At 70.7% G+C, this 22,780-nt stretch carries 18 protein-coding genes and 1 pseudogene; 16 read left to right on the forward strand and 3 right to left on the reverse strand.

Annotation, left to right across the window (positions count from 1 at the left end; genetic code table 11):
• Positions 1–108: 108 nt before the first annotated feature.
• On the reverse strand, positions 109–315 hold the full coding sequence (locus tag AC2CHE_RS17275; protein WP_484505917.1) for a PspC domain-containing protein: 207 nt from the start codon (positions 313–315) through the stop codon (positions 109–111).
• Between the two features lie 504 nt (positions 316–819).
• Here AC2CHE_RS17275 and AC2CHE_RS17280 point away from each other — a divergent pair.
• The 15 genes and pseudogenes from AC2CHE_RS17280 (at position 820) to AC2CHE_RS17350 (ending at position 20,441) form a co-directional block, all read left to right on the forward strand.
• Positions 820–2,196 (forward strand): L-serine ammonia-lyase, encoded by a 1,377-nt coding sequence (locus AC2CHE_RS17280; protein ID WP_484505959.1) that lies wholly within the window; start codon positions 820–822, stop codon positions 2,194–2,196.
• Positions 2,197–2,314: 118 nt separating this feature from the next.
• A complete protein-coding gene (locus AC2CHE_RS17285; RefSeq protein WP_484505918.1) occupies positions 2,315–3,142 on the forward strand; it encodes an ABC transporter permease in 828 nt (275 codons plus the stop codon).
• Between the two features lie 140 nt (positions 3,143–3,282).
• Positions 3,283–3,888: pseudogene (locus AC2CHE_RS17290) on the forward strand (ABC transporter ATP-binding protein); the annotation flags it as partial.
• The gene (locus tag AC2CHE_RS17295) at positions 3,885–6,032 is read left to right on the forward strand and encodes a DUF5941 domain-containing protein (RefSeq protein WP_484505919.1); all 2,148 of its coding nucleotides are present in this window, start codon (positions 3,885–3,887) and stop codon (positions 6,030–6,032) included. The pseudogene AC2CHE_RS17290 and the gene AC2CHE_RS17295, both read left to right, overlap by 4 nt.
• 15 nt (positions 6,033–6,047) lie before the next feature.
• Positions 6,048–8,237, forward strand: coding sequence for a bifunctional glycosyltransferase/CDP-glycerol:glycerophosphate glycerophosphotransferase (locus tag AC2CHE_RS17300; RefSeq protein WP_484505920.1), 2,190 nt, complete (start codon positions 6,048–6,050; stop codon positions 8,235–8,237).
• 146 nt (positions 8,238–8,383) lie between these two features.
• Positions 8,384–9,685, forward strand: coding sequence for an ABC transporter ATP-binding protein (locus tag AC2CHE_RS17305; protein ID WP_484505921.1), 1,302 nt, complete (start codon positions 8,384–8,386; stop codon positions 9,683–9,685).
• 315 nt (positions 9,686–10,000) lie between these two features.
• On the forward strand, positions 10,001–10,465 hold the full coding sequence (locus AC2CHE_RS17310) for a DUF4442 domain-containing protein (protein WP_484505922.1): 465 nt from the start codon (positions 10,001–10,003) through the stop codon (positions 10,463–10,465).
• A 144-nt stretch (positions 10,466–10,609) separates the two neighbouring features.
• The gene (locus tag AC2CHE_RS17315; RefSeq protein WP_484505923.1) at positions 10,610–12,526 is read left to right on the forward strand and encodes a sigma-70 family RNA polymerase sigma factor; all 1,917 of its coding nucleotides are present in this window, start codon (positions 10,610–10,612) and stop codon (positions 12,524–12,526) included.
• Positions 12,527–12,721: 195 nt separating this feature from the next.
• On the forward strand, positions 12,722–13,780 hold the full coding sequence (locus AC2CHE_RS17320; RefSeq protein ID WP_484505924.1) for a glycoside hydrolase family protein: 1,059 nt from the start codon (positions 12,722–12,724) through the stop codon (positions 13,778–13,780).
• Between the two features lie 226 nt (positions 13,781–14,006).
• Entirely contained in the window at positions 14,007–15,032 is a 1,026-nt protein-coding gene (locus AC2CHE_RS17325; protein ID WP_484505925.1) for a DUF1996 domain-containing protein, read from the forward strand.
• 3 nt (positions 15,033–15,035) lie between these two features.
• Positions 15,036–15,671 (forward strand): DUF305 domain-containing protein, encoded by a 636-nt coding sequence (locus tag AC2CHE_RS17330; protein ID WP_484505926.1) that lies wholly within the window; start codon positions 15,036–15,038, stop codon positions 15,669–15,671.
• A 136-nt stretch (positions 15,672–15,807) separates the two neighbouring features.
• Positions 15,808–16,284: a hypothetical protein gene (locus AC2CHE_RS17335; RefSeq protein WP_484505927.1), complete on the forward strand. Its 477-nt coding sequence runs from the start codon at positions 15,808–15,810 to the stop codon at positions 16,282–16,284.
• A gap of 337 nt (positions 16,285–16,621) precedes the next feature.
• Positions 16,622–17,206: a hypothetical protein gene (locus AC2CHE_RS17340; protein ID WP_484505928.1), complete on the forward strand. Its 585-nt coding sequence runs from the start codon at positions 16,622–16,624 to the stop codon at positions 17,204–17,206.
• Positions 17,207–17,316: 110 nt separating this feature from the next.
• The gene (locus tag AC2CHE_RS17345) at positions 17,317–18,069 is read left to right on the forward strand and encodes an HAD family hydrolase (protein WP_484505929.1); all 753 of its coding nucleotides are present in this window, start codon (positions 17,317–17,319) and stop codon (positions 18,067–18,069) included.
• Positions 18,066–20,441 carry a glycoside hydrolase family 65 protein gene (locus tag AC2CHE_RS17350; protein WP_484505930.1) on the forward strand — a complete coding sequence of 792 codons (2,376 nt, stop codon included), beginning with the start codon at positions 18,066–18,068 and terminating at the stop codon, positions 20,439–20,441. The genes AC2CHE_RS17345 and AC2CHE_RS17350 overlap by 4 nt, the downstream gene beginning before the upstream one ends.
• A gap of 16 nt (positions 20,442–20,457) precedes the next feature.
• On the opposite strand, the gene AC2CHE_RS17355 is transcribed toward AC2CHE_RS17350, so the two are convergent.
• On the reverse strand, positions 20,458–20,637 hold the full coding sequence (locus tag AC2CHE_RS17355; protein ID WP_484505931.1) for a hypothetical protein: 180 nt from the start codon (positions 20,635–20,637) through the stop codon (positions 20,458–20,460).
• A gap of 166 nt (positions 20,638–20,803) precedes the next feature.
• Here AC2CHE_RS17355 and AC2CHE_RS17360 point away from each other — a divergent pair, with 166 nt between their 5' ends.
• Positions 20,804–21,466 (forward strand): dienelactone hydrolase family protein, encoded by a 663-nt coding sequence (locus tag AC2CHE_RS17360; protein ID WP_484505960.1) that lies wholly within the window; start codon positions 20,804–20,806, stop codon positions 21,464–21,466.
• A 68-nt stretch (positions 21,467–21,534) separates the two neighbouring features.
• Here the strand turns inward: AC2CHE_RS17360 and AC2CHE_RS17365 are convergent, their stop codons facing one another.
• Positions 21,535–22,731, reverse strand: a complete 1,197-nt coding sequence (locus AC2CHE_RS17365; protein ID WP_484505932.1) for an AI-2E family transporter — start codon at positions 22,729–22,731, stop codon at positions 21,535–21,537.
• Between the last annotated feature and the right edge of the window lie 49 nt (positions 22,732–22,780).

Below are 22,780 nucleotides of genomic sequence, written 5' to 3' on the forward strand. Positions count from 1 at the left end.
GCCGCCCGCCCGCCACCCCGGGCGCCGCGCCCCCCCCCCCCCCCCCCCCCCCCCCCCACACCCGGCACGACGCGCCGCTGGCGGTGGGGAGTTGCGCGTGGGGGTGGGCTAGTGGCCGGTGGCTAGGTGGCGGTCTTCGTTGGGCATGATGATCCAGAGCGCGAGGTAGACGATCACCTGGGTGCCCGGCAGCAGGAGCGACAGCAGGAACAGCAGCCGGATCAGGCCGGCCGACGTGCCGAACCGCCGCGCCAGGCCGGCGCAGACACCGGCGAACATGCGCCCCTCGCGGGGGCGGACCAGTTTGCGACTCATTGTCGATACTTCCCCTCTGCGGCGTTCACCGCTGCTGGAATCAACGCTAGGAACGGATGGCTGCCCTGCCCTCGGTCGCGAGGAGGAACGCCACCGCGCTGACCCGTAGGTGCTTACCCGCGTGGGTTACGGACGACGCCTACCGGCCGGAATCAGGGCAACTACGACGCCGAGGGAAAGCAGGGTTCTTCGGCGGTGGCCGTCGTTGAACCGTCTGCGCTATCCCGGGTGTGATTGTCTGCGCCGTCAGGCTCGACAGCGCAGGTCGGTCACGGCCGCTGATCGGGTAGTAGGCTCGCCGGTCGGACGCCCGCACCCGGGCGTAACCAGGGCCGGACCGTACCGGAGACCGGCCACGACCGGGCCGGCTTCGCAGCACGGAGCCGACCATGACCGGCCGCTGACCGGTGACCCCGGCGGCGGCGAGAAGGCACAGCCATGATCAGCGTGTTCGACCTGTTCAATGTGGGTATCGGGCCATCCAGTTCGCACACGGTGGGGCCGATGCGGGCGGCGCGTACCTTCGTCGCCGGACTCAGGGCCGACGGTCTGCTCACCGGCACCGCCCGGTTGCGGGCCGAGTTGTTCGGCTCCCTCGGCGCCACCGGGCACGGGCACGGCAGCGACCGGGCGGTACTGCTCGGCCTGGCCGGCGAGGCTCCCGAGGCGGTCGACACGGACGGCGTCGAGGCGCGGGTGAGCCGGATCCGGGCGGAGCACCGGCTGTCCCTGCTCGGCACCCACGAGATCGACTTTGACCCCGAGCGGGACCTGACGCTGCACCGCCGCCGGTCGTTGCCGTACCACCCGAACGGGATGATCTTTTCGGCGTACGACGCGGGCGGGGCGGAGGTGCGCACGCGTACCTACTACTCGGTGGGCGGCGGGTTCGTGGTGGACGAGGCCGCGGCCGGGGCGGACCGCATCAAGCCGGACAGCACCCGGGTCCGGTACCCGTTCCTCACCGGCGCGCAACTGCTCGACGTGACCGCCACGACCGGGCTGTCCATCAGTGAGGTCATGCTCGCCAACGAGGTGTCCCGGCGTGCCGAGGCGGACGTCCGATCCGGGTTGCTCGACATCTGGCGGGTCATGCGGGACTGTGTCGAGCGCGGTTGCACCCGCGACGGCACCCTGCCCGGCGGTCTCAAGGTGCGCCGCCGCGCCGCCGAACTGCGGCGCAGTCTGGAGGCCGACGCTGCCGCGCCGACCGTAGCTGCGCCCGCCGGTACGGCGCTGACCGGTGGGACGCTGGCCGGGCCGGTGGCGGGCCCCGGTGGGGATCCGCTGCACGTGATGGACTGGGTGACGCTGTTCGCGTTAGCCGTCAACGAGGAGAACGCGGCCGGCGGCCGGGTGGTGACCGCGCCGACCAACGGGGCAGCCGGGATCATCCCGGCGGTACTGCACTACTACACCCGGTTCGTGTCGGGCGCCTCCGAGGAGGGAGTGGTGCGGTTCCTGCTGGCGGCCGGCGCCATCGGGGTGCTGTTCAAGGAGAACGCGTCGATCTCCGGCGCGGAGGTGGGTTGCCAGGGCGAGGTCGGTTCGGCCTGTTCGATGGCCGCCGCCGGGCTGGCCGAGGCGCTGGGCGGCACGCCGGCCCAGGTGGAGAACGCGGCCGAGATCGGCATGGAGCACAACCTGGGGCTGACCTGCGACCCGGTGGGTGGCCTGGTGCAGATCCCGTGCATCGAACGCAACGCGGTGGCTAGCATCAAGGCGATCACCGCCGCCCGGCTGGCGCTGCGCGGCGATGGCGTGCACGCCGTCTCGCTCGACAAGGTCATCAAGACCATGCGGGAGACCGGCGCCGACATGAAGGTCAAGTACAAGGAGACGGCGCGCGGTGGCCTGGCCGTCAACGTGATCGAGTGCTGAGCGTTCGTGGGGCGGCGTTCACCGGCTGCTAACCTGTCGTCCGTTTGGAGCGGCCGGCAGTAGGGCGGTGGCGGCGAGGCGGGTCCTGGCCGAGGCTCTCAGCAGGCGGGAGACGGCGGTGACCTCTGGCGTCGGGGCGTTGTGGTCGCACCGCAACTCGCTGCGCATCCTGGTCCGGCGCGACCTGGCGGTGAAGTACCAGCAGTCGGTGCTGGGCTACCTCTGGTCGTTGATCGAGCCGCTGGGCATGGGCGCGATCTACTGGTTCGTTTTCGGCCTGCTCTACTCCCGCGACACCAACCGGTATCTCGGCGAGGCCGCCGGGTCCTACCCGCTGTTCCTGATCACCGGGATCTTCGCCTGGATGTGGACCAGTTCGGCGCTGAGCGAGGCCACCCACGCGCTCACCGGTCAGGCCCGGTTGATCACCACGATGAACGTGCCGCGGCAGGTCTTCCCGATCGGCCGGGTCGCCGGCCGCTTCGCCGAGTACGCCGCCGGTCTGCCGATCCTCGCCGGCATCGCGGTCTGGTACGCGGCGCAGGGCCGGATCGAACCGGGCTGGTCGCTGCTCGCCCTGCCGCTCGCGGTGCTGGTGCAGGCGACCCTGTTGATCGGGCTGGCGTTGCTGCTGTCGGCGTTCAACGTGCTGATGCGCGACGTGGAGCGGTTCATGCGGCTGGTCGTCCGGGTGCTCTTCTACGCCACACCGATCATCTACCCGCTGAGCCTGGTGCACGACTCCGGCCTGCCGAGCTGGGTTCGGGTGATCTACGAACTCAACCCACTGGTCGGCATCTTCCAGCTGCACCACGCGGTGTGGTACCCGGACGAGTTCCCGGGTGCCCGACTGCTCGCCACCACCGTTGGCATCAGCGTGCTGCTGCTCGTGGCCGGCTGGTGGGCCTTCCGCCGGCTTGAACCCGCCGTGCTGAAGGAACTCTGATGAGTGAGACGATCATCGAGGCGGAGGGCCTCGGCATCCGGTTCGTCCGCAACCGCCGCCGGCAGTTGCGGCTGCGGGAGCTGTTCATCCACCGGGGTACGCGGGGTGCCTCCGACGGCCGGTTCTGGCCGCTGCGCGACGTCTCCTTCGCGATCGCGCCGGGGGAGACCGTCGGGGTGATCGGCCGCAACGGCACCGGCAAGAGCACCCTGCTACGGCTGATCGCCGGGGTGCTGATCCCCGACGAGGGGCGGATCCGGGTCTCCGGCGACGTCGCGCCGTTGCTCGAACTCTCCGCCGGCTTCTCCAACGACCTGACCGGGCGGGAGAATCTGTACCTGGTGGGCGGCCTGCACGGGTTCTCGTCGGGATACCTGAAACGGCACTTCGACGACATCGTCTCGTTCGCCGGTGAGCAGGTGGAACGGGCCATCGACACGTCGGTACGCCACTACTCGTCCGGCATGAAGGTGCGGCTCGGCTTCGCGATCATCTCGCACCTGCCGCACCCGATCCTGCTGATGGACGAGGTGACGGCGGTCGGCGACGCCGAGTTCCGGGAAAAGTGCTACACGACCATCGATCGGCTGCTCGGGGAGGGGCGCACTCTGGTGCTGGTGTCACACAACGAAAAGGATCTGACCCGGTTCTGCCGTCGGGGGCTCTACCTCGACGCGGGTCGGCTGAGCGTCGACGGAACGATCGCCGAGGCGCTGGCCGCGTACCACGACGCGGTTCCCCGGTGACCCTCGCGATCGTGCTCGCCGCCGGGTCACCGGCCGCGGGCCTGCCGACGGGTACCGGCGAGACGATGGGCGAACGGCTGGCCACCCAGTGGCGCCAGGCCGGCGCGGCCGAGGTGCGGGTGGCCACGGACCTGGCCGAGCTGGCCGAACTGGCCGGCTCGGCGAATGGCCCGGTGGTGATCAGCGGGGCCGACCTGGTTGCTCACACGGCCGTCCTGCGGCACCTGCTGACCAGCCCGGTCGGGCCGACCGTGGCGTTGGTGCTGACCGATCCGCCCAGCGACGGACGGACAGTGTTGCGCGAGGAGCGCGGCCAGGTGATCGACGCGGGCCACCCCGAACAGTTGGCGGGGGATGCGGCCACTGGCATCTTCGGCGGTGCGGTCCGGGTCGGCCGGGAGGACGTACCGGAGCTGGTGGCCGCCGCCCGTGCGGTCGCCGCCGGTCGGCTGCCGGCCGGGGCCGTCGCGGTCGAGCTGTTCGAGTCGGCCGGACCGGTCGAGGGTGCGGGACCGGTCGAACCGGCCGAGCCGGCCGCCCCCGCGGATACGGCGGCGGGGCCCGTCGTTGATCAACTCTTCGCCGCCCTCACCGGGCAGGGCGCGCTGGTCTTCGCGCACCGGGTACGCCTGCTCGTCGCGCATCGGGTCGACGAGGCCGCGGGGCTGGCCCGTGCGGAGGCGGCGGTGGCCGCGGTCGACGAGGACCGGGCCGAGCTGCGGCTGTCGGTGAAGGAGAAGGACGACTTCTTCACCACCTACTTCGTCAGCACCTGGTCGCCGTACGTCACCAAGGTCTGCGCCCGGCTGGGGTTGAGCCCGACAGCGGTGACCATGGTGTCGGTGGCCTTCGCGGCGGCTGCGGCGGCGCTGTTCGCCGCCGGTGGCCGGCCGCTGCTCGTGGTCGGGGCGGTGCTGCTCTACCTCGGGTTCGTGCTGGACTGCGTGGACGGCCAGTTGGCCCGCTACACCCGCAACTTCAGCGCCTGGGGCGGCTGGCTGGACACCATGGCCGACCGGGCGAAGGAGTACCTCGTCTACGCCGGGCTCGGTCTCGGCGCGACCCAGGCCGGGTTCCGGTACGGCTGGGCTCTCGCCATCGCCGCGATGACGATGCAGACCGTGCGGCACATGACCGACGCGTGGTACGGCGTGCTGCACGACGAGGCGGCACGCCGGCCGAAGAACGTCGGCGCTGGTGGCGGCGGCATCGGTGACCGGTTGAACGCGGCGTCGACCCGGGTGCAGGCCGACGCCGGCTCGGTGTCGTACTGGCTCAAGCGCACCGTGGTCTTTCCGATCGGGGAGCGGTGGGCGTTGATCTCGCTGGCGGTGGCGCTCTTCGACCAGCGGATCGCCCTGTTCGCCGTGCTGACCTGGGGTTCGCTGGCGTTCGCGTACACCGGCGCGCTGCGTACCCTGCGCGCCCGCTGGATGTGGGTGCCGGTGCTGGACACGCTCGACGCGACCCTGCACCGCGACGACGGCCCGCTGGCCACCCGGCTACCCACGCTGCGACGGCCGGGCCCGCTGGTGCTCGCGGTCATTGCCGCACTCGGCGCGGCGGTCCTGTTGCTGGCCGGGTCGATTTTCCGGCTACCGGCACCGGTGGTGGAGCTGCTCGGTGCCGCCGACGTGGCCGGTGAGATCGATTCGGTGGACTGGTGGCGGTGGACGGCGCTGCCGGCGGTGCTGTCGGTCGCGGTGCCGGTGGTGCTGGCGGTGCTGCTGCTCGGTGCGGCCGGGGCGCGGGCGGCGCACAACGGGCCGCTGGACTGGCTGGTGCCGGCCGCGCTGCGGGCGGCCGAGTTCCTGTTCGCCATCGCGGTCGGGCTGATCGGTGGTGCGCCTCTCTGGCTGATCTTCGGGTACGTCTTCGTGCTCACCCTGCACCACTACGACCTGGTCGCCCGGCTGGAGAAGCGGCAGCCCGCACCGCCGCTGCACGCCGCCACGCTCGGCTGGGAGGGGCGTTCGGCGCTGCTGGCCCTGGCGGCGATCGCCGGAATCGTGAGTATTGGTCTGGCTACACTCGGTATCTACCTGTTGGTGCTGTTCGTGGCGAGCGTGGTGCTGGCCTGGGTGGTCCGGCCGGTACGCCCCGCCCGGGTGCCGGCGGGTGCGGGAGGTCGCGCGACGCGCTGAGGAGGAGCCGGGACGATGACGGTGATCAGCTTCGTCGTCCCGGCCTTCCGGGTGCAGGGCTACCTGCGGGAATGCCTGGACTCGATCCTCGCCCAACCGGTCGCCGACATCGAGGTGATCGGGGTGGACGACTGCTCCCCCGACGGCAGTGGTGACATCCTCGCCGAGTACGCCGACCGCGACGACCGGGTGACCGCCGTACGCCTGGACCGCAACGTCGGGCTCGGCCCGGCGCGCAATGTCGGGCTGGACCGGGCCGTCGGCGAGTACGTCTGGTTCGTCGACGGCGACGACTGGCTGACGGCGGACTGCCTGGTCGAGGTGGCTGCCCGACTGCGCGAGACCCGGCCGGACGTGCTGCTCGTCGACCACGTACGCGCGCACTGGGACGACACGGTGACCCGCAGCGCGATGGCGGAGGTCTTTCCCGTGCCGCCCGGGCCGGTGACGTTCCGGCTGGTCGAGCGGCCGGAGACGGTGCGACTGCTGCACACCGCGTGGAATCGGCTGGTCCGCCGGCAGTTCCTGGCCGACGTGGGGCTGCGCTTCGCACCCGGCTGGTACGAGGACGTCTCGTTCAGCTATCCGGCGCTGCTGGCCGCCGACCGGATCGGCGTGCTGGACCTGGTCTGCGTGAACTACCGGCAGCGGCGGGCAGGGGCGATCACGAGGACCCGCGGCGAACGCCACTTCGACGTGTTCGAGCAGTGGCACCGGGTGTTTCGGGAACTGGACCGGCTCGGCGCGGCGGAACTGCGGCCGGTGATCTTCGAGCGGATGATGTGGCACTACCTGGTGGTGCTCGGTAACGGCGACCGGATCGGACCCGAGCTGCGACCGACCTTCTTCGCCCGGGTCGCCATCGAGCACGCCCGGTTCCGGCCGCCCGACGGGCACCGGGTGCCGGGTGGGGTGGCCGGGCTCAAGCACCGGCTGGTGGCGGCCGGTCGGTGGCGTACGTTCAGCGCGTTGCGGACCGCGAGCCGGGCGGGGGAGACCGTTCGCCGGGTTGCCGGCCGGACCCGCCGTCGGGTGCTGCCACCGGCCCGGGTCGGGGTGCGGCTGGCCCGTGACGCGGTGCTGCGCCAGTACCAGCGGGCCGAGCGGCGTCGGCCGGTGGAGATGAATCTGGCCGTCTACGCCGCGTACTGGTACCGCGGCTACACCTGCAATCCCGCCGCGATCTACGAAGCGGCCCGCCGGCTGGCACCGCAGGTCCGAGGGGTGTGGATCGTCCGACGGGACCGGGTGGACACCCTGCCGGAGGGGGTCGAGTACGTGGTCGCGGGCACCCCCGCGTACCACCGGGTACTGGCCCGGGCCCGATGGCTGATCAACAACGTCAACTTCCCGGACTCGGTGGGTAAGCGGCCGGGCACGGTGCACGTGCAGACCCACCACGGCACCCCGGTCAAGGTGATGGGGCTGGACCAGCAGCGCTACCCGCTGGGCGCGGGCGGGATGGACTTCGCCGGGCTGCTGCGCCGGGTGGACCGGTGGGACTACAGCATCACCTCGAACAGCTTCTCCACCCAGATGTGGGAACGCGCCTATCCGGCCGGGTACGCCACTCTGGAGGTGGGGTACCCGCGCAACGACCGGCTGGTCACCGCAACCCCCGACGAGGTGCTGCGGCTGCGCGCGGAGTTCGACGCCGGCCTCGGCGAGCAGGTCGTGCTGTACGCGCCGACCCATCGGGAGTATCTGCCCCGGTACCGGCCGCCGTTCGACCCGGAGCGCTTCCTGGACGCGCTCGGCCCCGCCGGCCTGCTGCTGATGCGCAGCCACTACTTCCATGACCGGGACCGGCGGTTGCCACCGCCGGCCGCCCGTGGTCGCCTCCTGGACGTCAGCACCCATCCCCGGATCGAGGATCTGTACCTCGCCGCCGACGTGCTGGTCACCGACTACTCGTCGGCGATGTTCGACTACGCGGTCCTGGACCGGCCGATCGTCATCTACGCGCCGGACTGGGACGCCTACCGGCTGACCCGGGGCGTCTACCTGGACATCGTCGCCGAGCCGCCCGGCCCGGTGGCCCGGACCTTCCCCGAACTGCTCGACGTGTTCCGCTCGGGTGCGCTGCGGTCGCCCGACGGCGAGCGGGCCCGGGCGCGCTTCCGGGAGCGGTTCTGCGCCCTGGAGGACGGGCGGGCCGCCGAGCGGGTGGTACGCCGGGTGTTCCTCGGCGAGAACCCGGTCTGATTTTGGAAGTTCCGCGCAATCGCTGCTAATCGATGGAACGTAATAGGTCTGTCACGATTCAAACATGGCACGTTTACCCGATGTGCCATCCGCATGATCCTTGTCACGGTCATTCGGGATTTTGTGGACGAGGTGGGGAGGAGACGGTGACCACCGTCGTACTCAAGGACGTCACAAAGGTCTTCCGCGACGGCACGGTCGCGGTCGACAGCATCAATCTGGACGTGAACGACGGTGAGTTCATGGTGCTGCTCGGGCCGTCGGGTTGCGGCAAGTCGACGGTGCTGCGGATGGTCGCGGGCCTGGAGGACCCGACCTCCGGCGCGGTGATGCTCAACGGGGAACTGGCGAACGACCTGCCGCCCCGGGAGCGCAAGATCGCGATGGTCTTCCAGGACTTCGCGCTCTACCCGCACATGAGCGTCAACGACAACATCGCCTTCCCGCTCAAGCTCGCCGGGGTCGAGCCGACCCCGCGCGGCGAGCGGGTCACCGACGTGGCCAGCGCCCTCGGCATCGGTGACGTGCTGGCCCGGCGCCCCGGCCAGCTCTCCGGTGGACAGCGGCAGCGGGTCGCCATGGGTCGCGCGATCGTCCGCCGGCCGGGGCTGTTCCTGATGGACGAGCCCCTATCCAACCTGGACAGCGGCCTGCGCGCGGAACTGCGGGCAGAGATCTCCGGTCTGACCCGCGAGCTGGGGGTCACCACCATCTACGTGACGCACGACCAGGCCGAGGCGCTGACCATGGCCGACCGGGTCGCCATCATGCGCAAGGGCGTACTCCAGGACGTCGGCACCCCGACCCAGGTGTACGGCCGGCCGGCGACCCTCTACGTGGCCGCGTTCCTGGGCAGTCCCCGGATGAACCTGCTGGAGGCGTCGGTCTACGTTCACCTCGACCGCTACGTCACGCTCACCCTCGGTGAACAGGCGCTCTACCTGCCCTGGAAGGACATCCGCAGCCGGGCCGTGGCGCACTACCACGGCGAGCGGATCGTGGTCGGGATGCGGGCCGAGGCGCTCACCCCGGTCGCCCCGGACACTGCCGGCGACGTGCTCCAGGGCCGCATCCGCTACCTGGAGCACCACGGTCACGAGTCGCTCGCCTTCCTCGACATCGGTGCGACCGCCATCATGGTGGACGACATCGGCGCACCGGCCGACGCGGACGCGCCGCCCGGTCAGCGCGGCCTGCGCCGGTTCGGCCAGGTGATGCAGCGGATCACCGGCCGGGCCAACGAGCCGACGGCGCCAGGGGCCAGCGGCAGCCGCACCAGCGTGCTGCACGACCCGGGCCGGCACCACCGTCGCCCGGCCGAACTCGCGGTCCGGCTCGCCCCGTACCCCGCCGTCACCGCCGGCCACCCGCTCACGGTCCAGGTACGCATGGACGCCCTGCACTTCTTCGACGAGCGCGGCGACCGCATCGACGTCGGCTGGCGCTAACCCACCCCACCCCACCCCCACTCTGTCGATCATGCAGTTGTGGCACCTGATGTGCGGCAGAAGTACCCTTTTGTCGAGTGCCACAACTGCATGATCAGCGCGGTGGGGCAAGAGGGCGGCGGTAGGGGGACCACGCGACGAAACGGGTGAACAGCTCCCGTGGGGTGGGGCCGTCGTGGGGGTTGAGGCGGTAGAGGTCGCGGGTTGCCTCGTAGAAGAGTCCGGAGAGGTAGATCGACAGGCCGATCTCGTTGCGGCCGTACTCGACCTTGAGTCGCGCCTTGCCTGACGGATACTGGCGGGTAGCTTAACGGCATGACTATCGACTCGCGGCAGGTGGCGGCCGGCATGCTTGAGGCGGTGCCCTTCGCCCGTACGCTCGGCTTCGAATTCGTCGAGGTGGCCCCGGAGGCGGGGGGCTCGGTCCGGGCGGTGGTCCGGCTGCCCGACTCGCCGGCCACCCACAACCACGTCGGTGGCCCGCACGCCGGGGCGATGTTCACCCTCGGGGAGACGGCCTCCGGTGCGGTGGTGCTCGCCGCGTTCGGTCACCTGCTCGACCGGGCCACGCCGCTGGCGGTGCGGGCGGAGATCGCGTACCGCAAACTCGCTCTGGGTCCGGTGCGGGCGACGGCGCGGCTCGGCCGCCCGTCGGCGGAGGTGGTCGCGGAGCTTGAGGCCGGCGAGCGACCCGAATTTCCGGTACGCGTGGAGATCGTCACCGAGGAGGGCAAGCCGACCTCGGAGATGACCGTCATCTGGACCCTGCGCCCGAACTGACCGACCCGCTGCACCCGGATCCCCGGGTTGCCTGCGAGTGATCCAGGTCATGGCCGCACAATGCGGTAATCCGACCGACGGCTCAGGGTCTCCGATACAGGGGCCATGCCCGCACGGTGGCCGGACGCGCTTGGGGGAATTGACATGTCGGCAATGGGTCGGGAGCTGCTCGACGTCGGGCTGGTGATCGCCGCGCGGGGCGGAGATCGGCGTGCGCTCGACGAGGTCGTGGCGGCCTCGCTTCCCCTCGTCTACAACATCGTGGGCCGGGCCCTACGTGGTGACGCCGACGTGGACGACGTGGTGCAGGAGACCCTGGTACGGGTGGTGCGTCACCTGTCCGACCTGCACGACCCGGCGGCGTTCCGGTCATGGCTCGTGGCGATCACCGTCCGGCAGGTGCGGGACTGGGAGCAGCGCCGCCGCTTCGCACTGAATCGTCTCGCCGAACTGGACGCCGCCGAGAACCTTGCCGACCCCCGGGCCGACTTCGCCGGGCTGACCATCCTCCGGCTCGGCCTGACCGACCAGCGGCGGGAAGTCGCCGAGGCGACCCGGTGGCTGGACGAAGGCGACCAAGAACTGTTGGCGCTCTGGTGGCTGGAGGAGACCGGTGACCTGACCAGGGCGGACCTGGCCGAGGCTCTCGGCCTGCCAGTCGGGCACGTGGCCGTGCGGGTGCACCGGATGAAGGAGCAGTTGCAGGCTGCCCGCCTGGTGGTACGTGCGCTGCGGGCGCAACCGGGCTGCTCCGACCTGCGGGTGGTGACCGAAGGATGGAACGGCGTCCCGACACCGCTGTGGCGCAAGCGCCTGGCTCGGCATGTCCGTACCTGCGCGTCCTGTGGGCGGGCGAGTGGCGTCCTCGTACCGATCGACCGGCTGCTCGCCGGCCTGCCGCTGCTGCCGCTGCCGCCCGGTCTCGGTGCCGAGCTGCCGGCCGCAGCCATGCCCACCACGGGTGTCGCCGCGCATCATCCCCTCGCGCCTGCCACGCCCGATGCCGGCGGTCACCAGTCCGTCCTTCCCGGCGGGTACGAGCACCCGGCGACACCACCCGCCGGCGAGGCCGGAACGAGGCTGGCCGACCTGGTCACGAGCGCCCCTCGCGGGCTCGTCGGGTCGATCGCGGCCGGGGTGTTGGCGCTGGTGATCGGCTCCGCCGCCGTGGTGGTCACCCGGCCGGACGAAGCGCCGCCCTCATTCGCGGCGCCACCGCCGGCACCAACCACCCTTTCGGCCTCCCCGGCTCCATCCGTCGCTACGGAGAGCCCGTCCCCAAGCCCCCGGGTCACCTCTCAGAAGCCACCGGTGACCGTGACGTCGTCGGCCCGTAAGGGGGTGGGGGTGTGGAACTTCGAGGGTGCGGGTGAGGCGTTGGCGAACTCGGGGGCGGGGTGGTTCTACACCTGGGGCACGCAGCATCCGGGCATCACGGCACCCCGTGGTGCCAGCTTCGTGCCGATGATCCGCGCCGAGGAGAACGTGACGCCGGCCGAACTGGCGCGGGCGAAGTCGGCCGGGAGGCACCTGCTGACCTTCAACGAGCCGGACATGGCGGAGCAGGCCGACATGAGTGTCGAGCGGGCGTTGGAGTTGTGGCCGCGGTTGATGGCCACGGGCAGCACGTTGGGGAGCCCGGCGGTGGCCTGGGGTGGTGCGGACGCGGGTGGTTGGCTGGACCGCTTCATGGCCGGTGCCGAGGCGCGGGGTTACCGGGTGGACTTCGTCACGCTGCACTGGTTCGGTGCCGACTTCACCACGGCGAATGCGGTGGATCAGTTGCGGCGGTACGTGGAGGCGGTGCATCAGCGGTACGGCAAGCCGATCTGGTTGACCGAGTTCGCGTTGATCCGGTTCGACGGTGGGGGTCAGCACTTTCCGTCGCAGGCGCAGCAGGCGGCGTTCCTGAGCGCGGCGACGAAGATGCTGGCCGGGCTGCCGTACGTGCAGCGTTACGCCTGGTTCGGTCTGCCGGCCACCGATCGGGATCGGTCCGGGTTGTTCCGTACCGGCACTCAGGCCACGGCCGTGGGTCGGGCCTTCCAGGCCGCCCGCTGAGGCCGACTCGCTCCAGGGGCCCGGCATTACGGTTTTTGGGCGACCCGATCAGTGACACTTATTTCACCCCCACTCGCTGTTTCGGCGTCGACCTTCGTGCGGTTTCTGTAATTAAGCCAGACATAAGTCAGCGAGGTCGAGAGTCGGGTGCCGGCGGCCGTATGGTCCCTCACGTACAAGGGAGGTGCACCGCAAATGGCCAAGCCGGTCGTCCGCCGGACCTATCGATCGCTTACCGTCGCGTTGCTGTCCAGCGCGCTACTGCTCACTGCCTGCGCGCAGTCGGCGGAGCCGCGCGGGCAGTCAGCCGCAGCACCCGTGTTGCCTGATCCGCAGGGCGCTGCCGCGGGCCCGAGCACCGCCGCCGCCCCGAACATCTCCGCCGGTGCGGACATCTCCGCCACCTCCGCCAGCACGCCCACCCCCTCACGGGCGGGCGCGTCCTCCCCGTCGGACGCCCCGACGGATCGGTCGCCCAGCCCGCAGGCGAACTCCCCGAAGCCGAAGGCGGTGGTGTCGTCGGCTCGTAAGGGGGTGGGGGTGTGGAACTTCGAGGGTGCGGGTGAGGCGTTGGCGAACTCGGGGGCGGGGTGGTTCTACACCTGGGGCACGCAGCATCCGGGCATCAGCGCCTCCCGGGGCGCCGACTTCGTGCCGATGATCTGGGGCGCGGACAGCGTCACCACACAGGAGTTGGCCCGTGCCAAGGCCGCTGGCCCGTACCTGCTCGGATTCAACGAGCCGGACATGGCAGAGCAGTCCAACATGAGCGTCGAGCGGGCGTTGGAGTTGTGGCCGCGGTTGATGGCCACGGGCAGCACGTTGGGGAGCCCGGCGGTGGCCTGGGGTGGTGCGGACGCGGGTGGTTGGCTGGACCGCTTCATGGCCGGGGCGAAGGAGCGGGGTTACCGGGTCGACTTCGTCACGCTGCACTGGTACGGCGGTGACTTCACCACGGCGAATGCGGTGGATCAGTTGCGGCGGTACGTGGAGGCGGTGCATCAGCGGTACGGCAAGCCGATCTGGTTGACCGAGTTCGCGTTGATCCGGTTCGACGGTGGGGGTCAGCACTTTCCGTCGCAGGCGCAGCAGGCGGCGTTCCTGAGCGCGGCGACGAAGATGCTGGCCGGGCTGCCGTACGTGCAGCGTTACGCCTGGTTCGGGCTGCCGGCCACCGATCGGGATCGGTCCGGGTTGTTCCGTACCGGCACTCAGGCCACGGCCGTGGGTCGGGCCTTCCAGGCCGCCCGCTGAGGCGTCCCGGCATTCGCTAGACGCACCGAACGGCCGCCGGATTACCGATTTCGGGTGATAAAAAAATCACGCCGGAAGGCCAGGCGAAAAGAACCAGCGCAGCTATTTCGGTAGTACTGCTCAAGGCATAATGGTCACACCCATCAGAAAGGTCCTACCTCGCATGCTCCTGCGTCCCCTATCGAAGAGGTTGCGCCCGGCAACCGTTACCGTGCTACTCGGCACGGTGCTGTTGGCCGGTTGCCGGGAATTGCCATCCGTGCCGGATGCCACCGGCCCCACCGGCCTGCCAGGCTCGACCGCGCCGGCGACCAACGAAGGTCTCGGTGAGTCCGACCCGCAGTCGCCGAGCCCCAACGTCACCAGCGCCAGCCCGAGCCCGAGCGGCAGTGAGTCGGCCGTGGAGGCGAGCACGCCGCCATCGTCGTCTGGTGGCACCGAGGTGGCAGCGAACGTGCCGCCGGTGCCGGCGGCCGGCACGAAGCCGATCCCGGGCAACGCGGTACGGATCGCCGAGTTCGTTGCGGAGTGCACGTTCTCCCACCGGCTGCCGGACGATCCGATCGTGGTCCCCGGCCTGCCCGGCGGTTCACACTCGCACGACTTCTTCGGCAACAACGTCACCGACGCGATGACCAACCTCGGCGACCTCAAGGGCGGCAAGACCAACTGTGCGCCGAACGTGGACCTGTCGTCGTACTGGGCCCCGACCCTGATGGCGGCCGAAAAGGAGGTCCCGCCGGACAGCGCGACCTTCTACTACCTGGGCGAAGGAGTCTCGCGGGACATCACGGCCGAGATCCGGCCGATGCCGGTCGGGCTGAAGATGGTCGCCGGGAACGCCAAGGCCACCAGCGAGGCGGAAAGCCGGTCCCGCTGGTCCTGCCTGCACGCCGGGCACGTCGGTGCCTCGAAGGACTTCGTCAACTGCCCGGCCGGCACCAAGCTGGAGACGTACCTGGACTTCCCGCAGTGCTGGGACGGCAAGAACCTGTACCGGGCAAACTCGGCCCACATGGCGTACCCGCAGGCCGACAAGTGCCCGTCCAGCCACCCGATCGCCGTTCCGAAGATCCGGATGGTGCTGCGCTACCCGGTCTCGGGTGACCCGGCGAAGCTCCGGCTCTCCTCCGGAGACGGCCTGACCATGCACGCCGACTTCATGAACGCGTGGAACGAAGAGGAGCTGTCCCGTCGGGTGCGCGACTGCATCAACCGGATCGTCAAGTGCGGGCCGGACGGCGAGTACTGATCGATGAGCATCGTGGGTCTTCCGCCCACGGCCCGTACCCGGCGGGTCGCCAGCGTCGTCGTGGCTCTGGCCACGACGGCGCTGGCCGTCGGCGTACTGCAAGGGTTGGGCCGGGCGGACCACAGCGTGCCGCCCGCGCCGGCCGTGCCGTCGGCAGCGGTCGTGTTCAACGGCACCGACAACGCCTTCGTGCAACTGCTCATCCCGATGAATGAGGGCGCGCTGGCGCTCTTCGACCATCTCGACGCCCGAGCCGGGCACGTCGATCCCGATCTGCTTGCCCTCGCCAAGCGCCTGCGCGCCACCCATCTCGGGGAGTTGCGCGAGATGCGGTCACTGCTCGCCGCCGGCAACCTCGCCGAGGAGAACGTGCATGAGGGCCACCAGATGCCCGGGATGGTGACCGAGATCGGCCTCGCCGAACTCCGGGCCGCACCCGTCGGCGAGACATCGGTAAGAGCGACGGCCCTGCTTCGGGCACATCTGGCGCAGACCATCCTGCTGTGTCAGGGCCATCAGAGATCCGGTGACAGTCCAGCGCTGCATACGCTCACCGCCCGGATGCACCAGGACCGGACGGCTGAGCTGGCGGAACTGGACGCACTGACCGGCGCGGTGGCCGCCGTCTCCGATGGCTGACCTGGCCCACGGCACCGTGCGGAGCCGGGCGCGGCAGGGTACGACGCGGCGACGTCGCGAAGTGCCACCCCCGGCCGGATGGCGTGGCAGTCACCGTCGGCCCGCCAGCGGACGAACGATCGCCGGCACGGCATTTGTGGCTACGACCGCCTGGCTGGTCATGATCCTGGCCGCCGAGCGTCTGAGCGTGCCTGCGGACTGGCGCCTCGCCGCCCTGCTGCTCCACCTGGTCTGCGTGGTGGCGGGTTTCGGTGCGGTACTGACCGTGGACTGGTTCAGTCTGCGCTGGGTGCTGCGCCTCGAGACGATCGGCACGGTTTTGGTCACCGCCCGGGGCGCCCATCCGCTGATCTGGACGGCGCTGATGGGTCTGGTGGTCAGCGGCACCATGCTCGGTCCGAATACCTCGGCCGGACTGGTCCGGATCAAGCTGCTCGCCGTGCTGCTGGTCGGCCTCAACGGGGTGCTGCTCGCCCGGGCGGGTGACCGGCTGGCAGCCTCGGACGATGGTGTACCACGATCGGCCGTGCTCACCGGTGCCGTCGCTGCCGGTATCTCGCAACTCGGCTGGTGGACCGCCACGCTCATCGGCTTCTGGAACGCTCACCACTGACCGACCGCCGGCACCTCGGCTGTCGAGGATTGTCGATGTTGCCGACCTGGGGTCGGGCGTGCTGGAATGGGCTCATATCGCCGCAGCGTGGGGGCAACCGCGTTGAGCACGGCCAGCACGGGAGCAGCAGCACCGGCAGCGCGCCAATGGGTACGCCACGCGCCGCTTCGTCGGGCCACGTCACCACGACGGTCACACCTTCCCCGGGGCAGGGTGTCCCGCCGTACGTAGCACCGGCACGTGTCTTCGTCGCCACCGACTCGGTCGACGGTCGACGCGCCGGAGGCGTCCCAGCGGTCCGCAACGCACAGAACCGGCGACGAGGTGAGAAGCGATCATGAATTCCCGGGAGAGTTTCGCAGGGTGGCTCCGGCATCGCTACGTGTGGGCGGCGGCGATCCTGCTGGTGGTGTCGGCGGGCGCTGTCGTACTGGTCAACTCGGCCAGCTCCAAGACGGGGCCGCCGGATCTGCACGGGCAGATCGTGAACTGGATGCGTACCACGCTGGAGGAGGCGGACCCGGAGCAGCACAATCACGCCGGGCACGACATTCAGCAGGTGGCCAACGGTGAGGAGACCAAGCCCGCGGTGATCTGCGGCGTGCACGTCTACGGCTACGAGCCGGCCGAGGTCAGCGTGCTCGCCGACGTGCGGACGGTCTACGGCTTCCACCTCTGCGGGGTCGCCGAGCAGGGGCGCCCCTGGGACTGGGCGGTCAAGCTGGCCGGCCCGCTGATCATCGACATGTCCACCGAACCGGTGGGCATCCAGGTGGTCGAGGCGACCGAGGACACCAGGTTCATCGACCGGCTGCGGCAGATGTTCCCGGCCAAGTACGCGGAGCTGGCGGAGCGGGAGGCCCTGGAGCCGTCCGAGATGGCCGATCTGCGCCGCCGGTACGACTCCGCCGCCGGACTCTGACCACGCCAGGCAGGCCCGGGTGCGCCCGATTGACCGCACCATCGCACGCCGCCGCGCCGGTATCCGTGGAAGTGCGTTTGCCGGCACGCGTCGGCGGATAGATTGATACGATGCTCGGCCTGCCTGATCATGTGACCGCTGTTCTGTTCGACCTCGACGGTGTGCTCACCCAGACCGCCCGGGTGCACAACGCCGCCTGGACCGAGACCTTCGACGACTACCTGCGGCGGCGTTCGGCCACCACCGGTGAGCCGTACCGGCCGTTCGATCCGGGGCCGGACTATCACCGCTACGTCGACGGCCGCCCCCGTCTCGACGGGGTGCGGACCTTCCTCGCATCCCGTGGCATCACCCTGCCCGAGGGCGCACCGGAGGATCCACCGGGTGCCCAGACCGTGCACGGCCTCGGCAACCAGAAGAACGCCATGGTGCTGGAGCGGATCCGTACGACCGGGGTGGACGTCTATCCCGGCTCGGTCGCGTACCTCAGGGCGGTGGCTGCGGCGGGGCTGCGGCGGGCGGTCGTCACGGCCAGCGCCAACGGCCGCGAGGTGGTCGCCGCCGCCGGCCTGGAGCCGCTGCTGGAGGCCCGGGTGGACGGGCTCACCGCCCGAGCCGAGGGGCTACGCGGCAAGCCGTTCCCCGACACCTTCCTCGCCGGGGCGGAACTACTCGACGTCACGCCGGATAAGGCGGCTGTCGTCGAGGACGCGTTGGCCGGTGTCGAAGCCGGCCGGGCCGGCGGTTTCGGGTACGTGATCGGCGTGGACCGGGCCGGCCACGCCGACGAACTGCGCGCGCACGGTGCCGACGTGGTGGTCGACGACCTCGCCGACCTGCTCGACACCGGACGGCCCGAGTGATCCGGGAACGGGCGTACCCGGTCGATCCGTGGCACGTCCGGGAGACCCGCCTGGACATGGACGTGCTCGCCCAGTCCGAATCGGTGTTCGCGCTGTCCAACGGGCACGTCGGGCTGCGGGGCAACCTGGACGAGGGCGAGCCGCACGGGCTGCCCGGCACCTACCTCAACTCGTTCTACGAGCTGCGGCCCCTGCCGTACGCGGAGGCCGGGTACGGCTTCCCCGAGTCCGGCCAGACCATCGTCAACGTAACGAACGGCAAACTCCTCCGGCTGATGGTCGACGACGAGCCGCTCGACGTGCGTTACGGCGAGGTGCTCGCCCACGAGCGGATCCTCGACATGCGCGCCGGCACCCTGCACCGGTCGTTGCACTGGCGCTCGCCCGCCGGGCGCGAGGTTCGGGTGAACAGCACCCGACTGGTCTCCTTCCGGCAGCGCTCGGTGGCCGCGATCCGCTACGAGGTGGAGGTGGCCGACGACGAGCCGCTGCGGCTGATCGTCCAGTCGGAGTTGGTGGCCAACGAGACCCTGCCACCGCAGAGTCGCGACCCGCGCGTCGCCGCCGTGCTGGAGTCGCCGTTGCAGGCGGAGGAGGAGCTGACCACCCCCGCCGGTGGGCTGCTGATCCACCAGACCAAGGTCTCCGGGCTGCGGGTCGCCGCCGCCATGGACCACGAGGTGGCCTCGCCGGCCCGGACTTCCGTTTGCTCCGAAGGCTACGAGGACTGGGTCCGTACCACAGTGGCGTGTGTACTGGAGCCGGGGCAGAAGCTCCAGGTGGTCAAGTACCTGACCTACGGTTGGTCCAGCCGGCGTTCGCTGCCGGCGCTGCGCGACCAGGTCGGTGCCGCGTTGGCCGCAGCGAAGCTGGACGGCTGGGACGGGCTGGTCCGTGAGCAGCGGGAGTACCTGGACGAGTTCTGGGACGCCGCCGACGTCGTGGTCGACGGGGATTCGGAGGTGCAGCAGGCGGTCCGGTTCGGCCTGTTCCACGTGCTCCAGGCGGGCGCGCGGGCGGAACGCCGGCCCATCTCGGCCAAGGGACTCACCGGCCCCGGGTACGACGGGCACGCCTTCTGGGACACCGAGCTGTTCGTCCTGCCGGTGCTGACATACACCCACCCGGTCGCCGTACGGGATGCGCTGTACTGGCGATTCTCCACTCTGGAGCAGGCCCGGGAGCGGGCGCGTACGCTCAACCTGGCCGGTGCCGCCTTCCCGTGGCGCACCATCGCGGGGCCGGAGTCGTCGGGATACTGGCCGGCGGGCACCGCCGCGTTCCACGTCGCGGCCGGCATCTCCGACGCGCTGCGTCGCTACGTGCTGGCGACCGGCGACCGGCAGCTGGAGCGGGAGATCGGGCTGGAGCTGCTGGTGGAGACCGCGCGGCTGTGGCGCTCGCTCGGGCACCACGACCGTGCCGGCAACTTCCATATCGACGGGGTCACCGGTCCCGACGAGTACACCGCCGTCAAGAACGACAACATCTACACGAACCTGATGGCCCAGCGGAACCTACGGGCCGCCGCCGATGCGGCGATGCGGTACCGCGACGAGGCGTTCCACCTCCGGGTCACCGACGAGGAGGCCGCCGCGTGGCGCGACGCCGCCGCGGCCATGCACCTCCCGTACGACGAGGAACTTCAGGTGCACCAGCAGGTGGAGGGCTTCACCCGGTTGCAGGAGTGGGACTTCGAGCAGACCCCACCGGACAAGTACCCGCTGCTGCTGCACTATCCGTACTTCGACCTGTACCGCAAGCAGGTGATCAAACAGGCCGACCTGGAGTTGGCCATGCACTGGCGGGGCGACGCCTTCACCAGCGAGGAGAAGCTGCGCAACTTCCTCTACTACGAGCGCCGTACGGTCCGCGACTCGTCACTGTCGGCCTGCACCCAGGCGGTGTTGGCGGCGGAGGTCGGTTACGCCGACCTGGCGCACAGCTACCTGCGCGAGGCCGCGCTGATGGACCTGCACGACCTGAACGAGAACACCCGCGACGGGGTGCACATGGCCTCGCTAGCGGGGGCCTGGATCGCACTGGTCGCCGGGTTCGGTGGCCTGCGGGACCATGACGGAACGCTGTCGTTCTCACCGTCCCTGTCCAGCCGGCTCAACGCCCTGTCGTTCTCGCTCCAGTGGTGCGACATGCGGCTGCGGGTCGACGTACGCCGCCACGACACGACGTACGCCCTGCACCACGCCCCCCCGGACGCGGTCATCGAGCTGCGTCATCACGGCAAACCGGTGCGCGTCACCTGCGACGAGCCGGTGACCGTACCGAATCCGCCGCCCCGTACGGATCTGCCGAAGCCGGAGCAGGCACCCGGTCGGGCACCCCTGCTCCGGCTGCCGGAGAACCCGGCCTGACCCGGGTACCTCGTCGTCAGATGGGCTCACCCTGGGAAGGGCGGCCGGTGGCATCGTGGGGCGTCCTCGCCCGGGGATCGTCGGCCGAACGCGCCTGGGCGGCCTCGTCCGCCCAGTCCCGTCCGCGCTTGTCGTCCTGTTCCCGCCGCTCACGTTCGGCAGCGGCCTGTACCGGCTCACGCTTGTGATGCGCCATGACGGTCCTCGCGATCTGTCGGCGGCGCCGGTGACGCCGGTCCGTCTGCGGTCGCCAGTCGGCTACCCGGCACCCCCCGGCGCAAACCCGCTCCGAGGGCGACCGGAGGGCGTGTCGGCGGCCGGGCCGGGTATCCGGGTGGGTGAGTCAGCCACTGGGGGGCGAGATGGACGTGCGCGGCGAAGCGGTGACGATCCCGGCGGGTGAGGTACTGCTCCCGGCCGATCTGCTGGTGCCGGCGGAGCCGGTCGGGGCGGTCCTGTTCGCGCACGGCAGCGGTAGCTCCCGGCACAGCCCGCGCAACGTGGCGGTGGCCCACCAGCTCAACCGGGCCGGGCTCGGCACCGTCCTGGTGGATCTGCTGACTCCGGCCGAGGACGAACTGGACGCGGTCACCGCCGATCTGCGCTTCGACATCGAGCTGCTGGCCGACCGTCTCGCCGGGATCGTGGACTGGCTGGCCACCGAGCGGCCGTTCGGGGCGACCCCGGTCGGCCTCTTCGGCGCGAGCACGGGGGCCGCCGCCGCGCTTGTCGCCGCCGCGCGACGACCGGATCTGGTACGCGCGGTGGTGTCCCGCGGTGGTCGTCCCGACCTGGCCGGCGACCTGCTGGGCCAGGTGCGCGCCGCCACGCTGCTCCTGGTCGGCGGGCTCGACGAGCAGGTGATCACCCTCAACGAGCGGGCGCTCGGTCAGCTCACCTCCCGGGCCGAACTGCGGGTGATCCCCGGCGCGACACATCTCTTCGAGGAGCCGGGCACGCTCGATCAGGTCGCTGGGGCGGCGGCTGACTGGTTCCACGACCACCTGCACCCGCAACCCGCCTAGAACACCCACCCACCCGTCCCCGGCCCCGTCGGCGGCCAGCGTGGGGAGGCCGAATCCAGCTGCCGCCGTCAGGTGGGCTCAGGGGCGGGTCCGGACGACGACGGTTGGGAGGGCGATGGTGCGGGGGGTGTGGTCGACGGGCCGGACGCCGAATCCGACGCGTTCGCGACGGACTGCCGTTGACGCTGGACGCTGTCGACGATTCGCCAGGTGACCGCCGTGATCGGAACCGCCACGAAGGCGCCCGCGATGCCGGCGATGAGGGTGCCGGCGGTCACCGCGACCAGGATCACCACCGGATGCAGCCGTACCTGGCGCTTCATCACCAGCGGCTCCAGCAGGTTGCCCTCGATCTGCTGGACGGCGATCACGGCGGCCAGGGTGAGCAGGGCGGTGGTGGGCCCGTTGGCGGCCAGTGCCACCAGTACCGCGACCGCGCCGGCCACGGTGGCACCGATGATCGGAACGAATCCGCCGATGAACGTGATCAACGCCAGCGGGAACGCCAGTGGCACCCTGAGCAGCACCAGCGCCAGACCGATACCGATGGCGTCGATGGCCGCGATCAGCATGGTGCCCCGGCTGTACGAGCCGAGGGTGTGCCAGCCGATGCGGCCTGCCTCGGCGGCGACGTCCTGGTTGCGCCCGGCGGCCCGGCGCAACGTCCACTGCCACATCTCCCGGCCGTCCTTGAGCAGGAAGAACAGCAGCACCAGAGCGAGCAGGGTCGAGCCGACCACCTCGGCCGCGGTGCGGGCGCTGGCAATCGGATCCACCTGCTCCTGGCTGGTCGCCCGGCGCAGCTGGGCGAGCAGATCGTCGAGCTGTTGGTCGCTTACCGGCAGGGCCGAGGTGACGAAGTCCCGGGTGCGCTCCAGCCCCTGACGCAGTTCCTCGCCCAGCTCGCTGAACTGGTCGGCGGTCAGACTCCATACCAGCGCGCCGACGCCGCCCAGGATGCCGAGCAGGAGCAGGACGCTGAGTAGGGCGGCGAGCGCGGCCGGCAGGCGAAGCCGGCGCAACGCCAGCTGCACCGGATCGAGCAGCGCAGCGAGGAACAGGGTCGCGGCCACGGCGATGGCGAGCGGGGTGACCAGCAGCGTGATCCGCGCCAGCAGGTAGAGCCCGGCGGCGATCACCACCAGGCAGGCGCTCCACACCACCGCGGAACGGATCAGCCAGGGCAGGGCGGCCCAGGTCTGGCGCGGCCCGGCGCCCCGAACCGCCGTCTCGTCGGGTTGGTTCCCGCCTTCGCTTGCGACCACGTCGGCCCTCCTCAATGTCCGGCGAGGTCGTACCCGGTCGACGTTCTTC

Source organism: Micromonospora sp. ATLC16, from assembly GCF_057196645.1.

Excerpts from the sequence above, each read along its gene's own strand:
- AC2CHE_RS17300 (WP_484505920.1), top strand. The coding sequence starts at position 6,048 with ATGACGGTGATCAGCTTCGTCGTCCCGGCCTTCCGGGTGCAGGGCTAC.
- AC2CHE_RS17355 (WP_484505931.1), bottom strand. The coding sequence starts at position 20,637 with ATGGCGCATCACAAGCGTGAGCCGGTACAGGCCGCTGCCGAACGTGAG.
- AC2CHE_RS17275 (WP_484505917.1), bottom strand. The coding sequence starts at position 315 with ATGAGTCGCAAACTGGTCCGCCCCCGCGAGGGGCGCATGTTCGCCGGT.
- AC2CHE_RS17280 (WP_484505959.1), top strand. The coding sequence starts at position 820 with ATGCGGGCGGCGCGTACCTTCGTCGCCGGACTCAGGGCCGACGGTCTG.
- AC2CHE_RS17315 (WP_484505923.1), top strand. The coding sequence starts at position 10,610 with ATGTCGGCAATGGGTCGGGAGCTGCTCGACGTCGGGCTGGTGATCGCC.
- AC2CHE_RS17360 (WP_484505960.1), top strand. The coding sequence starts at position 20,804 with ATGGACGTGCGCGGCGAAGCGGTGACGATCCCGGCGGGTGAGGTACTG.
- AC2CHE_RS17345 (WP_484505929.1), top strand. The coding sequence starts at position 17,317 with ATGCTCGGCCTGCCTGATCATGTGACCGCTGTTCTGTTCGACCTCGAC.
- AC2CHE_RS17330 (WP_484505926.1), top strand. The coding sequence starts at position 15,036 with ATGAGCATCGTGGGTCTTCCGCCCACGGCCCGTACCCGGCGGGTCGCC.
- AC2CHE_RS17340 (WP_484505928.1), top strand. The coding sequence starts at position 16,622 with ATGAATTCCCGGGAGAGTTTCGCAGGGTGGCTCCGGCATCGCTACGTG.
- AC2CHE_RS17320 (WP_484505924.1), top strand. The coding sequence starts at position 12,722 with ATGGCCAAGCCGGTCGTCCGCCGGACCTATCGATCGCTTACCGTCGCG.
- AC2CHE_RS17310 (WP_484505922.1), top strand. The coding sequence starts at position 10,001 with ATGACTATCGACTCGCGGCAGGTGGCGGCCGGCATGCTTGAGGCGGTG.